The sequence below is a fragment of the Comamonas jiangduensis genome (genome assembly GCF_030162955.1).
In the GTDB taxonomy this organism is placed as follows: domain Bacteria; phylum Pseudomonadota; class Gammaproteobacteria; order Burkholderiales; family Burkholderiaceae_C; genus Comamonas; species Comamonas jiangduensis.
In genome coordinates this window covers 1-14,327 of the sequence record NZ_JARXOV010000011.1, presented here as the reverse complement: position 1 = coordinate 14,327, position 14,327 = coordinate 1, and the positions used below count along the sequence as shown (strand labels likewise).

Here is a 14,327-nt window from a genome sequence, read left to right as displayed (position 1 = left end):
GGGCACCTTAACCAGCCATTATGCAGGCACGCGACCTGCCTGCAAATAATCAGCTTAGGCGTTGAGCAGTGGCACCAACTCTCCCTTGGCATCCAGAGCCACCAAGTCATCGTGACCGCCCACATGGGTGTCGCCAATGAAAATCTGCGGCACCGTGCGGCGACCCGTGATTTCCATCATCTGCGCGCGGGCGGCGGCATCACTGTCAATGCGGATTTCTTCAATCTGCTCTACACCCTTGGACTTGAGCACTTGCTTGGCGCGCACGCAGTAGGGGCAGACGGCGGTGGTGTACATCTTCACGGCTTGCATGACAGTCATCCTTTTCTTCGAAAAACAGCGGCCACAAAAAAGGGGCCTCTTGTATAAGACCCCTTGATGGTAGGACAGTTGAATTAATCCAGCAGCCTTAAGCCTTTGTCACCGGCAAATTGGCGTCGCGCCATGCCTTCATGCCACCCGCCAAAGCCTCGGCCTTGTCGTAGCCCAGTTTCTTGGCCTGCTGCTGTGCCCGCACCGCACGGGGGCCTTTTTCGCACACCAGCACTACCGGCAAAGCCTTGTTCTTGGCGACCTGGGGCAGGCGCTCGTCCAATTGCGACAGCGGGATGTTTTTCGCATTTGCAATGTGGCCTTTGACATATTCCTCAGGCTCACGCACGTCCACGATGACCGCTTTTTCGCGGTTGATCTTGGCTACAGCATCGTTGGGCTGCAGCGAGCCAGCACCCGCGCCCTTGAGCGTTGGCACCAGCAGCAGGCCACCGGAGACCACTGCAAGCAAAATCAAATACCAGTTTTCAACAATGAAAGTCACGTCAGTCCTTGGGTTGGCAAAGCTGGTGATTTTAAAGGCACAGCCATCCCCCTGAACAACTCACCCTGTACAGCGTGCACCTGCGGCCTAAAATAGCGGGCTACGCCCTTATCCCTTTGTGTTTTTTGCGCAGAAAGAAGCCATGTACAAGCTCGTACTGATCCGCCACGGTGAGTCCACCTGGAACCTTGAAAACCGTTTCACTGGCTGGACCGATGTGGACCTGACGCCCACCGGCGTCTCTCAGGCCATGTCGGCCGGCAAGCTGCTGAAGGCGGAAGGCTTCGAATTTGACCTGGCCTACACCTCGGTGCTCAAGCGCGCCATCCACACCCTGTGGTACGCCTTGGACGAGATGGACTGCACCTGGCTGCCTGTGCGTAAAGACTGGCGCCTGAACGAGCGCCACTACGGCGGCCTGCAAGGCTTGAACAAGGCCGACATGGCCAAGCAGTATGGTGACGCCCAGGTGCTGCAATGGCGCCGCAGCTACGATGTGCCGCCACCAGCGCTGGAGCCCACCGACGCCCGCAGCGAACGCAGCGATCGCCGCTATGCCGAGCTGAACCCCGAGCAGGTGCCGCTGACCGAATGCCTCAAAGACACCGTGGCACGCGTGGTGCCGTTCTGGACCGACACCCTGGCCCCCCAGATCAAGGCAGGCAAGCGCATCGTCATCGCCGCGCACGGCAACTCCATCCGCGCCTTGGTCAAGTATTTGGACAATATTGCAGATGACGCTATCGTTGGGGTCAACATTCCCAATGGCATCCCCCTGGTGTACGAGCTGGATGAAAACCTCAAACCCATCCGCAGCTACTATCTGGGCGATGCCGAAGCTGCCGCCAAAGCTGCAGCAGCTGTCGCCGCACAAGGCAAGGCTTGAATCGGTAACACCCTACCTGCCTACGGGTGGATGGGCCCTTGGCCAACCACCGGCAAGGCAGCGCCGTGTATATTTGTCCACGCTGATCTAAAACTAAAGTCTCTATGAGCCAAAAACTCAAAATTGCTGGCTGGGTATCGCTGGGCGTTCTAGCGGGTGCATTGACCACGGTGTCTTTGCAAACGGTTGCGCGTGGCGGTATCTCTCCGCTTCCTCTGGAAGAAATCCAGCAGCTGTCGGCTGTATTCGGCATCATCAAGACGGATTACGTCGAGGCTGTGGACGATAAAAAGCTCATCACCGATGCCATCTCCGGCATGGTGTCCAGCTTGGACCCCCACTCGCAGTATTTCGATAAAAAAACCTTCAAGGAATTCCGCGAAGGCACCTCCGGCCGCTTTGTGGGCGTAGGTATTGAAATCACGCAAGAAGATGGGCTGATCAAAATTGTCTCGCCCATTGAAGGCTCTCCCGCAGACCGCGCGGGCCTGAAACCTGGCGACCTGATCACCAAAATTGACAGCACCGCTGTCAAAAGCTTGAGCCTCAACGATGCCGTCAAGCGCATGCGGGGTGAGCCCAAGACCAAGGTGGAACTGACCATCCTGCGCAAGGATGAAAGCCGCAGCTTCCCCGTCACTATCACGCGCGAAGAAATCAAGACCCAGTCCGTCAAGGGCAAATTGATTGAGCCCGGTTACGGCTGGGTACGCCTGAGCCAGTTCCAGGAACGCACGGTCGACGACTTTGTGCGCAAGATTGAAGAAATCTACAAAGAAGACCCCAACATCAAGGGCTTGGTGCTGGACCTGCGCAACGACCCCGGTGGGCTGCTGGACGCTGCAGTCGCCATCTCTGCCGCCTTCTTGCCTGAAGGCGTGACAGTGGTCAGCACCAATGGCCAACTGGAAGAAAGCAAGGCCACCTTCAAGGCCACACCAGAGTTCTACGCACGCCGTGGCTCGGGTGATCCGCTGCAGCGCCTGCCCGCCGCACTCAAAAAAGTGCCTCTGGTGGTGCTGGTGAACGAAGGCTCAGCTTCGGCCAGCGAAATCGTGGCCGGTGCTTTGCAAGACCACAAGCGCGCCACCATCATGGGCAGCCAGTCGTTTGGCAAGGGCTCGGTGCAAACCGTGCGCCCCCTGGGCCCCGACACGGGCCTGAAGCTGACGACCGCGCTGTACTACACCCCCAGTGGCAAATCCATCCAGGCCAAAGGCATCGTGCCCGACGTGATGGTGGACGAGACCGCCGAGGGCGATGTCTACGCTGCCCTGCGCATGCGCGAATCTGACTTGGAAAAGCACATCGGCAACGGAGACCCCAGTGCCGAAGCCCAAGCCGTGGCAGCACGCGAGAAACTGCGTGAAGAAGCGCGCAAGCGTCTGGAAGAGGACAGCAAAAAGCCCGTGACGGAGCGCCGACTGCCCGAGTTTGGCTCCGCCAAGGACTTCCAACTACAACAGGCCTTGAACCAGCTCAAGGGCCTGCCCGTCAAAGTCAGCAAGACTTTGACCGAGCGTGAGCCCGAGAAAAAGGACAAGGACGAATAAACAAAGATAGCAGCCAGCGCTTATCTTTTCTTGACTTCACTATCCAAAGTATCTGAACGCCAAGAAATAAAAGCGCTAGCAGCTCTACTTTTTTTTTCAAAACAGCCGGGTATATATGCCCGGCTTTTTTCATGGACACCCCATGAACGACGACCAACTTCTGCGCTACTCGCGCCACATCCTGCTCGACGAAGTCGGCATCGAAGGCCAGCAAGCCATGCTGGACGCACGCGCGCTCATCATTGGCGCCGGTGGCTTGGGCTCCCCGGCTGCGCTTTATCTCGCCGCCTCTGGCGTGGGCCACATCACCTTGGTGGACCATGACGCCGTCGATTTGACCAATCTGCAGCGTCAAATTGCCCACACCACGGCACGTGTAGGCCAACCCAAGGTGCAGTCTGCTGCACAGGCACTGCAGGCGCTCAACCCCGATGTCCAAGTGCAATGCATTCAGCAACATGCCGACGCTGCTTTGCTTGACGAACTTGTCTCACAGGCCAGCGTCGTTTTGGACTGCTGCGATAACTACCGTACACGGCAAACTGTGAATGCGGCATGTGTCAAACACCGTGTTCCTTTGGTGGCTGGCGCCATCATTCGCTTTGATGGGCAGATCACGGTATTTGACCCGCGCAAAGACACCTCACCGTGCTATGCCTGTCTGTTTGCCCCTGAGGATGAGTTTGAGGAAGTGCAGTGCTCCACCATGGGCGTTTTGGCACCATTGGTCGGTGTTATTGGTGCTATGCAAGCGGCTGAAGCGCTGAAAATCATCACTGGCATTGGTGACCCGCTGGTCGGCAAGCTGTTGATGTTAGACGGAAAAAGTATGGAGTGGTCGCGCATGCGCACCAGCCGAAATCCAGAGTGCTCCGTCTGTTGTAACAACAAGTAGGAGATTGACTACACCTTCTGCGAAATGAGCAATGCAAAATGGCCCCTCAGTTTTCACTAACCCCCTTTTACTTGCCCTACTAGCACCGTGACACTCAAGACTTTTTTCGTGGAAGACAATGCCACGATCCGCGAAAATTTGATTGAGACGCTGCTCGAACTCACGGATGTTGAGCCCGTCGGCTATGCAGAAACCGAAGCCGAAGGTACTGCATGGCTCACGGATCCACACAACGATTGGGATTTGGCCATCGTCGATTTGTTTTTGCGGCAAGGCAGTGGCCTAGGCGTGGTGGCTGCCTGCCAAAAACGCAAACCCAGCCAACGCGTGATCGTCCTCAGCAACTACGCCACCTTGGACGTCAGGCAGCGATGCACCGAATTGGGGGTGGACGCCATTTTTGACAAATCCAATGAAATCGAGTCCTTGCTGGATTTCTGCATGGAAATGGGCTGAGTCTGGCAGCAAGCAACATGGGCATAAAAAAAGCTGGGTGATACCCAGCTTTTTTGTCCTCACTACAGCCAGCACTGAATCGATGGCTCAATGATCAATCGATCAGCTTGTTCTTCAAAGCGTAGTACGTCAAATCGCTATTTGAAGACAAGGCCATCTTTTCCATCAAGCGGGTGCGATAGGTACTTACCGTCTTCACGCTCAAAGACAGCGACTTGGCAATGTCTCCGGCTGTTTCACCCTTGGCCAGCTTCAGAAACACCTGAAATTCACGTTCAGAAAGCTGCTCATGTGGCGGCGCGTCATCTTTGCGATTGAGCTGCTGGGCCAGCAAATCGGCCACTGTAGGCGTCAGATAGCGACGACCCAAGGCAATCGTGCGAATGGCCTCAGCAATCTCCTTGGGCTCGCACTCTTTATTCAGGTAACCACTTGCGCCTTGGCGAATCAGATTGATCGCATAGTGCTCTTCAGGGTAGCCACTCAAAATCAAAATGCCCATGTCTGGCGCCTTAGCGCGCAGCATCGCCAACGCATCCAAGCCACTTTGCCCTGGCATGGACAAGTCCATCACCAACACATCAATGTCTTGCTGACGCACCAGATCAATCGCTTCACGCCCATTGCTTGCCTCCCCTGCAACGCGCAAGTCCACGTGCTCAGACAAATACTGGCGCAGTCCCGAGCGCACAATCGCATGGTCATCCACGATACCTACTTTGATCATCGAAGCCTCTTTCCTGTTTTCAGGGACACATCCCTATACGTTCTAAGTTTCGCAATACAAATGCTTGCAGCACACAGCGCTAACCCTGTCTCAAAGCAACTTGATTATGTCCACCATCTGCCCCAAACTGAACGTCAGTTGGAGGAATCACTGTGAATTGGACAACGTTACGCCGTATGGCCATTAGTTTGCCGCTGGCAATCCTTGCGGCATGCCTCATGATTGGCGTCAGCGAATACGGCTACAAACAAACAAGCGAATTACTTACAAACCTGACGCGTGCATACGACATTCGCACCTCGATTAGTGTGCTGATGAAAGACATGCTTAATGCCGAGACAGGTTTGCGCGGCTATTTACTGACCAATGACCCTAAGTATTTGGAGCCTTATCAAGAAGCCAGCAAAGATATTTCCAGGTCTTTAGAAAACATTCGTAAAAACATCGAGAACGACCCCAGCAAATCCGACGTTTTTCTGACATTGGGCCAGAGCATTGCGAGAAAAACTGCGGAAATGGATTTAAGCCTGAAGCTGTTTCGCGAAGGCAATGCCGATGCGCTGAAGTTTGTCATGTTCACCGACATGGGCAACAGCGATATGAACAGCATCCGTACCCTCTCGCGTGAGTTGGAAGAGTCTGTCGTGCAAGAAGCCCAGCGCTATCAAGATGAAGTGCAGTCTTCCCTGGTGTGGGCGCGTGTGGGCGTTGCCACGATCACCCTCATAGGTCTGCTGGCTTTTTACCTGTACCTGCGCCAGCACAATATCGTCGAGCGCTTGCACAAGCGGGAGCAAGCCCTGCTGTCGGAAGAGCGCACACGCTTGGAGCAACTGGTGCGCGAGCGTACTGCCACCCTGACAGAGTTGGCCAATCACTTGCAACAAGTCCGCGAAGACGAACGCGGGCATTTGGCACGCGAGTTGCACGATGAACTGGGCGCCCTGCTGACTGCCGCAAAACTTGATGTCGCACGCTTGAAGTCCAAGATCGAAATGTCCAACCCCGAAGTTGCCGACCGCGTCAAGCACCTGACGGAAACGCTGAACAGCGGGATTGCGCTCAAGCGCCGCATCGTGGAAGACCTGCGCCCTTCGTCATTGGCCAATCTAGGCCTCTCTACATCCTTAGAGATTTTGACCAACGAGTTCTCTCAGCGTATTGGTGTGGAAGTCGAAGCGAATTTGGAAGCTGTAGAACTACCAGACGCGACCGAATTGACCATCTACCGCTTGGTGCAAGAGTCGCTGACCAATATTGGCAAATACGCCAAAGCCAGCAAAATTGCAGTCAGCGTCCACAACTACCCCACCTATGTCGCAGTGCAAATTCAAGATAACGGTGAGGGTTTTGACCTGGCATCTATCCGGCCCAACTCCCACGGACTCGCCGGCATGCGCCATCGCGTTGAAGCCACGGGTGGGCGCCTGACCATCAATTCTGCAATCGGCGAGGGGACCACTATTTCAGCGGTCATCCCTACCGGCGCCAGCACCACCGAGGCACTGGCCACAGCCTGAGTGGCATCTACGCCCCACCACCAAGCCACCTCAGGGTGGCTTTTTTGCGGAACGATGCACCTTGAAACACACCGGCACTAGCGTAGGCCATCACGCACACCAGCGCAGCGCAGCAACCTGACACACATGCGCAAGCAGTACTGGCACAGCTGCGTTCTGCATCTCACTACAGTGAAGGTACTGGTGAAAGCGCTGTACGCAACATGCGGCGCTGCACATTGCAAACACTTGAGGAGGCTAGTCCATGCTGCATTACGCCGTTGTATTTCTCATCATTGCTTTGATTGCTGCCGTTTTTGGTTTTGGTGGCATTGCATCTGGGGCTGTCGGTATTGCCAAAATTTTGTTCTTTATCTTCGTGGTCATGGCCGTGGTTACGTTCGTCATGAGTCTGCTGAAGAAAAAGGGCTGACCCCACCATGTGTTTTGCGCTGCGCTGTACGCGCACCGCGCTCTATCCCTATGAATATGTACTGAGAAAGTTGTTATGACCCATATCGAAGACTCAAAGAAGAAAATTGCGGAAGCTGCGGATGCCACCAAGGAGGCTGTGAAAGACGCAGCGGCCACCGCCAAGGCCAGTGCCAAAGAGTTTGTACAAGACACTGAAAACTCGGCCCAAGAAGCCATTCACACTACCCGTGAAGCTGCACGCAATGCGTTCGATCAGGCGCAAGAAGGTATTCGCGCTGTAGAAAAAGAACTCAGTCCCGCAATTGATGACTTGACAGCACGCGCCCAAGAGTTTTGCCACAAAAGTATCAATTTCTGCGCCGAAAGCTCTGACCGTGCACGCCGCCAGTTCCAGCAAGCCGCAGAAAGCACCACACGCTATGTCGTGGAACAGCCTTGCAAATCCATGCTGATGGCCGCAGCGGCAGGAGCGGCGGTAGCCGCTGCTTTCCTCATGGGCCGCCGCCGTTAAACCCTTCCGTTTCCCTCTGGGTGCTCGGATGCCACATGGCGTCTTCCATCACTTACTTCCAACGCAGAAAGGCAACTATGAATAAAACCACCCGTGCTATTGCTTTTGCAACCTTGGTCGGTGCCACCATCATTGGTGCCACAGGCTGCTCCGTCGCCCGCAACCAGCAAACCGTAGGCTCTTATGTGGATGATGCAGGCATCACCACAGCGGTCAAGGCCAAGTTTGCCGAAGACAAGAACGTGGCTGCCACATCTATCAGCGTAGAGACGTTGAAGGGCACCGTGCAGCTGTCTGGCTTTGCCAAGAGCCAGGCCGAGAAAGACCGTGCAGAATCACTGGCACGCAGTGTGAAGGGCGTGGTATCCGTGCGCAACAGCATCGTGGTACGCCCTTAAATCCAGCCCCAGCGTGTGAACGCCGCCTTTGCACAAAAGGCGGTACCCGCTAGACACTGCCGACCTCAATGAGGTCGGCATTTTTTATTTCCCGGATTCCTCGCTAAGCTCAACCTCTATGCGCGCTTTTAACTGTGACCATTGCGGACATCTGGTGTTTTTTGAAAGCACCAGCTGTGTGCATTGCGGCTGCTCTCTGGCTTTTGTGCCAGAACAGATGCGCATGGCAGCACTGGCACCATCAGGCAGTACACCGGGCATGTGGGTGCCACAATCGCCCGCATTGCAGCAAACCACGCCTTTGCTGCGCATGTGCCACAACCGCAGCAGCCAAGGTGCTGCCTGTAACTTCACGACGGATGCTGATGGCAGCCAGCCCTATTGCGTCTCTTGCCGCCAGACCCGCTGGTTGCCCAATTTTGAAAATCCACAGAACCTGCTGCGCGCCAACCAACTCGAGAACGCCAAACGTTATCTTTTTTATACGCTGTCCTGTTTGCAACTGACCTCATTGCAAGGTCTGCCGGCCCCTGTGTTTGATTTTTTGGAAGATCAGCTGGGGCAAACACCGGTCATGACGGGGCATGCCAGCGGCACCATCACCCTGAACGTGGCAGAAGCAGATGATGACGAACGGGCACGGCGCCGATTGGCCATGTTTGAGCCTTACCGCACGCTGCTTGGGCATTTGCGCCATGAGTCTGGTCATTTCTTTTGGGATGTGCTGATCAAAGACTCTGCATGGTTGCCCCGTTTTCGCGCTTTATTTGGTGACGAGCGCCAAGACTATGACCAAGCCTTGCAAGCCCACTATGCACGTGGGCCCGCAGGCCCCGATGGCTGGCAGCAACAGCACATCAGCGCCTATGCGGCAACCCACCCCTGGGAGGACTGGGCAGAGACATGGGCCCATTACCTGCACACCATGGACTTGGTAGAAACTGCCGCCAGCTACCGGGTGCAGTTACGTCTTCCGGGGCATTTGGCCAGTTGGCCGCCGCTGGAAGATCCGTTCACCCCCATCCACACACCGTTTGAGCACATCTTGCAACAGTGTGTGCCGCTCACCCTGATGCTCAACAGCCTCAACCGCAGCCTGGGGCACAGCGATGCCTACCCCTTTGCGCCGTCACCTGGCGCAGTCACCAAGCTGCAGTTTGTTCACGAAGTGGTCATGGAGCACCGCATGCGGTGGGCTGCCAGACAGTAAGGCAGCAGCCTTGCTGCCCACGCGCTAGCGACAGAACGAGAAGTCAGGTAGCCCTCTTCCAAGGACCTTCCCTTCAGCGTGCAAGCTTTGCCAGCAGGGCTTGCAGCACCGTAGGCGATACAAACTTGCGCACCTCGTCGCCACCCAGCGTAGCAATTTCGCGCACCAAGGTGCTGCTGATGAACATGGTTTCCGCGCTGGGCGTGAGGAACACGGTCTCTGCCGTAGGCAGCAAGTGTTTGTTCATGCCCGCCAGCTGAAATTCGTAATCAAAGTCGGTGCCTGAGCGCAAACCACGCACCATCACCGTGGCGCCCTGTGCCAGCACAAAATCACGCACCAAGCCATCAAAGCTTTCCACGCGCACGTTCGGTACATCGGCAAACACGGCCCGCGCCAATGCCATGCGCTCGTCCAAGGTGAACATGGTTTTCTTGTGGTGGGCCATGGCCACGCCCACCACCACCGTGCCAAACATGGCGCTGGCGCGGCGGATCATGTCTTCATGCCCCAGAGTGATCGGGTCGAATGTGCCGGGGTAAACGGCAACCACGTGCTCGGCCATAGCGGTCTCCATGCTTTTTTCAATGATGGCGGGCATTATGCCTTTGGAAGTTTTAGGCATAAAAATAGCTGCTAGCGCTTATGTGACAAGCGCTAGCAGCTATAAATTTAAAGACACCGCGTTTTAAACAGCGATCTTTTTCAGCAAATGTGCGTGCACTGCACCCGCCTTCAAATAACGGTGCTGCTGCAGCCCAAATTCAGCCAACGCCTCATCCGTCCACGCTTGGGGCGCTTCCAGATAGATCAAGCCATCGTCGGCCACCGCATGGGCTGCGGCCTTGATGGCAGGCACAAACAGCGCTTCGGCACCAAAAGGCGGATCCACAAAAATGGCATGCCAATGGCCCGGTGCGCTCTGCGTCAGCGCGGCAATGCCATCACCGCGCTGCACCTGCACACCTTCGGCCTTGAGCTGCTGCGCCAAACGCTCCAGCTGCAGGGCCAGCCCTGCATCGTTTTCCACCAAGCGCACCTGCGCCGCACCACGTGATGCGGCTTCAAAGCCCAAAGCGCCCGTGCCCGCAAAGGCATCGATACAGCGCCAGCCCCCCAAGTCTTGGCCCAGCCAGTTGAACAGCGTTTCACGTACACGATCGGGCGTGGGGCGCAGGCCCGGGCGCTGCGCCACAGCCAGTCGTGTGCGGCGCCACTGGCCGCCGATGATGCGCACTTCCCCCGCGCCAGCGCTGCCCGGCTTGGCAGGCTTTTGCGCTTTGCTGCCCGGCTTTTTGCCGGCAGCCACGGCCAAGGCTTCGGCTTCTGCTTGCTTGAAGGCTTCGCGTTTTTTCAGGCGCGCTTCCAACGCCAAGGCTTCTTCGATCGTGCGATAACTGTTGCGACCCATTATTTCTTTTCCCCTAACACCACGGTCACCATGCGATCCGGCTGGATCGCACGCTGCATGGCGCTGCGCACATCGTTCACCGTCAAGGCTTCGATCTTGTCCGTCCAATGGTCCAAATAGTCCAAGGGCAAATCGTTCCAAGCGATGTTGGCCACATTGGCCAACAGCTTGCGATTGCTGTCGATGCGCAGCGCAAAACTACCAATCAGATTGTCCTTGGCATCACGCAGTTCTTGCTCCGTAGGGCCTTCGGCCACAAACTTGGCCAAGGTTTCCTGCGCCACCTGGCGCGCTTGCTCCGCCTGATCGGGGCGGGTTTGCAGGCTGACCACAAAGGCCCCCGCATGCAGCCCGGGCGAGAAGCTGCTGGAGACGCCATACGTCAGCCCCCGCTTTTCGCGCACCTCTTCCATCAGGCGCGAGACCAGCCCGCCCCCGCCCAGAATGTGGTCGCCCACCAGCAGGGCCAGAAAATCTGGGTCATTGCGTTTGATGCCGGGCTGGCCGATCAGCACCTGCGCCTGCGCAGACTGGAAGGGGATGCGGACATCTTGCGCGGCCTTCAGCGCAGGCACCTCGGCCACGGCTGGCAGCGGCTGGCAGCCTTTGCCATCGTCTTTGGGCAATTGCGACAGCAGTTGCGTCACCAAGGCATCGGCCTGTGCTTTGTCTACCGCCCCCACCACGCTGACTTTGGCGCGGCAAGCCTGGATGTACTGGTCGTGAAACGCCCGGATGGCTTTCACATCAATCTTGGCCAGCGTTTGCTCCGTGGTGCGCCAGCCGTAGGGGTGGCCGCCATACACCGCTTGGGTAAAAGCGCGGCCTGCGACGGTGCCGGGTCGGGTGTTCGACTCTGCAATCGACGCGCTCCAGCGTGCACGGTCACGCTGCCACACGTCGGCAGGCAAGCTGGGGTGGGCAATCTGGCGGGCCGCCAGTTGCACCGAACGCTGCAGCAAATCAGGCACGGTCAGGCTGCGCAGCGAATAGTTGAAGCTGTCTTTGCCGGCCCCCGCGTCAAACGAGGCCCCCAAATCGGCCCACGCTTCACCCAAGGCGTTTTCATCCAGTGCGGGCTGCTGGCCCTGGGCCTTCACACCCTTGTCCGTCATCATGGCCAGTGCGGTGGCCAGCCCTGCTTGGTCTTGCGGCTCACGGCGCGCACCGGCATCAAACGCCACCTGAATGTCCACCATGGGAATGCTGGGGCTTTCCACCAACCACACCTTGGCGCCCGAAGCTTGTTGCCAGTGCTGAATGGGCAGCACGGCCCAGGCAGAGTTCACGCCCAAACCAGCCAAAGTGCAAGCCAGCCAAGCGCCGGCAGCTATTGTTTTCGTCTTCATCATCAAGCTTTCCGTGGGGTTCAGTGCTGGAGCGTGTTGGCATCCACAGGCGATGCGGGGCGTGCGGCCTGGCCTGCAGGACGCGGCTGGGGCACCAAGGTGCCAACGGTCAACTGATCCGCCCGGAAGTACTGGCCGGCCACGCGCTGCACATCGGCGGCGCTGATGTCCATCAAGGCCTTGACCAGCAAGTCATCGGCATTCACCGGCATGCCCAGCACCCAGTAATTACCCAAGCCCTGGGCTTGCCCCATCACGGAGTCGCGCTCATAAATTTGTGAGGCCAGCCACTGTGTTTTGACGCGCTGCAGCTCTGCCGCGTTCACGCCCTCCTTGGCAATTCTTGCAATTTGCGCCTGCAATGCTTTTTCCAGCTGGGCAGGCGTTTTGCCCTTGGCGGGCACGCCCGACAAGATAAACAGCGCCGGCCCACGCCCCATGACGCTGGCAGAGCTGCTGGCGCTGTCGGCCACGCGGTCTTTGCCCTGTACCAAGGCGCGCTCGAGCCGGGCACCGTCATAGCCGTCCAGCACCGCAGAAAGCACCAGCAGCGCCAGGGCGTCTTTGTCTTGCGCAGTCAGGTTCTCAACATTGCGGATGGAGGGCACGCGGTAGGCCATGGCCACAAAGGCCTGCTCCGCGGGCTGCTTGACTTCAATGCGGCGCACACCGATTTGCTGCGGCTCTTCGCGAGGCTTGCTGATGGCCGATGCGCGGGCAGGAATCTGGCCATAGGTTTCCTCGGCCCAGGCTTTGACCTGCGCCACATCCACATCCCCCGCAATCACAATGGCGGCATTCGCAGGCACATACCAGTCGCGGTGGAAGTTACGCACGTCATCGGCCGTCATGGCGTCCAAATCGTTCATCCAGCCCACCACAGGGCGGCCATAGGGGTTGGCCATAAAGACGGCTGCCGACAGCTGCTCAAACAACATGCCGCGCGGGTTGTCTTCGGTGCGCATGCGGCGTTCTTCCTTGATCACCTCGATTTCCTTGGTGAACTCGGCATCGGGCCATTGGTTGTGGGCAAAGCGATCTGCCTCCAGCGCCATCACATCGCGCAGGCGGCTCGAAGGGATTTGCTGGTAGTAGCCGGTGTAATCACGGTTGGTGAAGGCGTTTTCCTGCCCGCCCAAGGCCGCCACACGGCGCGAAAACTCACCCGGCGCCAGTTGCTGGCTGCCTTTGAACATCATGTGCTCCAGCGCATGGGCCACGCCGGTGGTGCCATCCACCTCCTCCATGGCCCCCACGCGCAGCCACAGCATATGCACCGCCGTGGGCGCACGGCGGTCGGGCTGCACAATCAGCTGCATGCCGTTGGCCAGCGTGAACTGCTGCACCGCCGTGGCCGGATTGGCTTTTTGCGCGCTGGCCCACGCATTCAGCGATGTGGAAATCGTGCCCGCTGGCGCCGAATTCTCGGCTGCAGCACTCAGGCTGGCCACCAGCATTAGGAGGGATAAAGTTAGTTTCATAGAATGCAGGATTCTGTGCGACACGTGTCGCGCCGTTTAGTGGCTTTATGCCACCTTTTAAAAGTGAGTTTTAAGCCTTATAGGCCCAAGCTCTATTGCTACCTAATAGATAGCAATCTCAAACTGCAGCCGGATGGCTCAATTCGGCTGCGAGCCCTCCCTCAAAAGGGGAAGGTAAGTATTAGCACATCCTTTTTCAAGGATTTGCGCGCCGTTTTGGCTGATTTTCACGACAGCAATGTTGTGAGGATGATACACGTCTGAATTTTCCTGATGTGTGGCTGTTACAGCAAAAGGGCGCAAAGCTCTGATCGACCTTGTCATGCATTCCAGCGATGGACTGCCATGACCTTGTGTACGACCACAAGTAGCCTAAGAAAGCATGCAGGAGCAGTAATGCACCTGTGTGAAGCCTTTCTGACAATGTACCCCAGCGCAAGCGGCAGATGTTACCCGTGAGGGTGCTTTTGGACACCGCCAGTAGAAGGAGGTGAAGGGGCTAGGCTAGTTCTGTATGGACAACGCAAGTGAATCATCGTCTGAACCTGGGTCAGCATTGAATGGCCAAATCTGCTGATAGGCCATAACCAAAAAGGTGTGCTGTAGGTTGTGCCTGTGGAATCTAGACACACGTCGTCAATCAACAGCCCCAGGATAGATGAGTCCTAAACAGACAGGCAAAAGCAACGCAAGTTGTTG

At 57.1% G+C, this 14,327-nt stretch carries 16 protein-coding genes; 9 read left to right on the top strand and 7 right to left on the bottom strand.

Translation table 11 applies throughout. The features are described 5' to 3' along the window. Positions 1-54: 54 nt before the first annotated feature. Both grxC and QEP12_RS09980 read right to left on the bottom strand, forming a co-directional pair. Entirely contained in the window at positions 55-312 is a 258-nt protein-coding gene (gene grxC / locus QEP12_RS09985; protein ID WP_174862914.1) for a glutaredoxin 3, read from the bottom strand. A 97-nt stretch (positions 313-409) separates the two neighbouring features. Continuing rightward, positions 410-817, bottom strand: a complete 408-nt coding sequence (locus tag QEP12_RS09980) for a rhodanese-like domain-containing protein (protein WP_174862913.1) — start codon at positions 815-817, stop codon at positions 410-412. 142 nt (positions 818-959) lie between these two features. On the opposite strand from QEP12_RS09980, the gene gpmA reads away from it, so the two are divergent. The 4 genes from gpmA (at position 960) to QEP12_RS09960 (ending at position 4,607) form a co-directional block, all read left to right on the top strand. Beyond that, positions 960-1,703 (top strand): 2,3-diphosphoglycerate-dependent phosphoglycerate mutase, encoded by a 744-nt coding sequence (gpmA, locus tag QEP12_RS09975; RefSeq protein WP_174862912.1) that lies wholly within the window; start codon positions 960-962, stop codon positions 1,701-1,703. 104 nt (positions 1,704-1,807) lie between these two features. After that, positions 1,808-3,256, top strand: coding sequence for a S41 family peptidase (locus tag QEP12_RS09970; protein ID WP_284214132.1), 1,449 nt, complete (start codon positions 1,808-1,810; stop codon positions 3,254-3,256). 142 nt (positions 3,257-3,398) lie between these two features. Then, the gene (locus QEP12_RS09965; RefSeq protein ID WP_219162647.1) at positions 3,399-4,151 is read left to right on the top strand and encodes a HesA/MoeB/ThiF family protein; all 753 of its coding nucleotides are present in this window, start codon (positions 3,399-3,401) and stop codon (positions 4,149-4,151) included. An 87-nt stretch (positions 4,152-4,238) separates the two neighbouring features. Beyond that, the gene (locus QEP12_RS09960) at positions 4,239-4,607 is read left to right on the top strand and encodes a response regulator (RefSeq protein ID WP_219162648.1); all 369 of its coding nucleotides are present in this window, start codon (positions 4,239-4,241) and stop codon (positions 4,605-4,607) included. Between the two features lie 94 nt (positions 4,608-4,701). Here the strand turns inward: QEP12_RS09960 and QEP12_RS09955 are convergent, their stop codons facing one another. Next, positions 4,702-5,334 carry a response regulator gene (locus QEP12_RS09955; protein ID WP_219162649.1) on the bottom strand — a complete coding sequence of 211 codons (633 nt, stop codon included), beginning with the start codon at positions 5,332-5,334 and terminating at the stop codon, positions 4,702-4,704. A gap of 152 nt (positions 5,335-5,486) precedes the next feature. Between QEP12_RS09955 and QEP12_RS09950 the strand changes: the two genes are divergently transcribed. The 5 genes from QEP12_RS09950 (at position 5,487) to QEP12_RS09930 (ending at position 9,387) form a co-directional block, all read left to right on the top strand. Next, a complete protein-coding gene (locus tag QEP12_RS09950) occupies positions 5,487-6,854 on the top strand; it encodes a CHASE3 domain-containing protein (protein ID WP_284214131.1) in 1,368 nt (455 codons plus the stop codon). A 244-nt stretch (positions 6,855-7,098) separates the two neighbouring features. Further along, positions 7,099-7,266, top strand: a complete 168-nt coding sequence (locus QEP12_RS09945; RefSeq protein ID WP_174864200.1) for a DUF1328 domain-containing protein — start codon at positions 7,099-7,101, stop codon at positions 7,264-7,266. 75 nt (positions 7,267-7,341) lie between these two features. Then, on the top strand, positions 7,342-7,779 hold the full coding sequence (locus QEP12_RS09940; protein ID WP_174864199.1) for a hypothetical protein: 438 nt from the start codon (positions 7,342-7,344) through the stop codon (positions 7,777-7,779). A gap of 77 nt (positions 7,780-7,856) precedes the next feature. Next, on the top strand, positions 7,857-8,177 hold the full coding sequence (locus QEP12_RS09935; RefSeq protein ID WP_219162652.1) for a BON domain-containing protein: 321 nt from the start codon (positions 7,857-7,859) through the stop codon (positions 8,175-8,177). A 118-nt stretch (positions 8,178-8,295) separates the two neighbouring features. Continuing rightward, entirely contained in the window at positions 8,296-9,387 is a 1,092-nt protein-coding gene (locus QEP12_RS09930) for a zinc-binding metallopeptidase family protein (protein ID WP_284214130.1), read from the top strand. Positions 9,388-9,460: 73 nt separating this feature from the next. Here the strand turns inward: QEP12_RS09930 and coaD are convergent, their stop codons facing one another. The 4 genes from coaD to QEP12_RS09910 form a co-directional block, all read right to left on the bottom strand. Continuing rightward, positions 9,461-9,952: a pantetheine-phosphate adenylyltransferase gene (gene coaD / locus QEP12_RS09925; protein WP_174864202.1), complete on the bottom strand. Its 492-nt coding sequence runs from the start codon at positions 9,950-9,952 to the stop codon at positions 9,461-9,463. 123 nt (positions 9,953-10,075) lie between these two features. After that, a complete protein-coding gene (rsmD, locus tag QEP12_RS09920) occupies positions 10,076-10,798 on the bottom strand; it encodes a 16S rRNA (guanine(966)-N(2))-methyltransferase RsmD (RefSeq protein ID WP_284214129.1) in 723 nt (240 codons plus the stop codon). Further along, entirely contained in the window at positions 10,798-12,150 is a 1,353-nt protein-coding gene (locus QEP12_RS09915; RefSeq protein WP_284214128.1) for a M16 family metallopeptidase, read from the bottom strand. Before QEP12_RS09915 ends, rsmD begins: the two co-directional genes overlap by 1 nt. 17 nt (positions 12,151-12,167) lie before the next feature. Further along, a complete protein-coding gene (locus QEP12_RS09910) occupies positions 12,168-13,628 on the bottom strand; it encodes a M16 family metallopeptidase (protein WP_284214127.1) in 1,461 nt (486 codons plus the stop codon). Positions 13,629-14,327: the final 699 nt, after the last annotated feature.

Excerpts from the sequence above, each read along its gene's own strand:
- coaD (WP_174864202.1), bottom strand. The coding sequence starts at position 9,952 with ATGGCCGAGCACGTGGTTGCCGTTTACCCCGGCACATTCGACCCGATC.
- QEP12_RS09915 (WP_284214128.1), bottom strand. The coding sequence starts at position 12,150 with ATGATGAAGACGAAAACAATAGCTGCCGGCGCTTGGCTGGCTTGCACT.
- QEP12_RS09970 (WP_284214132.1), top strand. The coding sequence starts at position 1,808 with ATGAGCCAAAAACTCAAAATTGCTGGCTGGGTATCGCTGGGCGTTCTA.
- QEP12_RS09940 (WP_174864199.1), top strand. The coding sequence starts at position 7,342 with ATGACCCATATCGAAGACTCAAAGAAGAAAATTGCGGAAGCTGCGGAT.
- QEP12_RS09945 (WP_174864200.1), top strand. The coding sequence starts at position 7,099 with ATGCTGCATTACGCCGTTGTATTTCTCATCATTGCTTTGATTGCTGCC.
- QEP12_RS09935 (WP_219162652.1), top strand. The coding sequence starts at position 7,857 with ATGAATAAAACCACCCGTGCTATTGCTTTTGCAACCTTGGTCGGTGCC.
- QEP12_RS09955 (WP_219162649.1), bottom strand. The coding sequence starts at position 5,334 with ATGATCAAAGTAGGTATCGTGGATGACCATGCGATTGTGCGCTCGGGA.
- QEP12_RS09965 (WP_219162647.1), top strand. The coding sequence starts at position 3,399 with ATGAACGACGACCAACTTCTGCGCTACTCGCGCCACATCCTGCTCGAC.
- QEP12_RS09930 (WP_284214130.1), top strand. The coding sequence starts at position 8,296 with ATGCGCGCTTTTAACTGTGACCATTGCGGACATCTGGTGTTTTTTGAA.
- rsmD (WP_284214129.1), bottom strand. The coding sequence starts at position 10,798 with ATGGGTCGCAACAGTTATCGCACGATCGAAGAAGCCTTGGCGTTGGAA.
- grxC (WP_174862914.1), bottom strand. The coding sequence starts at position 312 with ATGCAAGCCGTGAAGATGTACACCACCGCCGTCTGCCCCTACTGCGTG.
- gpmA (WP_174862912.1), top strand. The coding sequence starts at position 960 with ATGTACAAGCTCGTACTGATCCGCCACGGTGAGTCCACCTGGAACCTT.
- QEP12_RS09910 (WP_284214127.1), bottom strand. The coding sequence starts at position 13,628 with ATGAAACTAACTTTATCCCTCCTAATGCTGGTGGCCAGCCTGAGTGCT.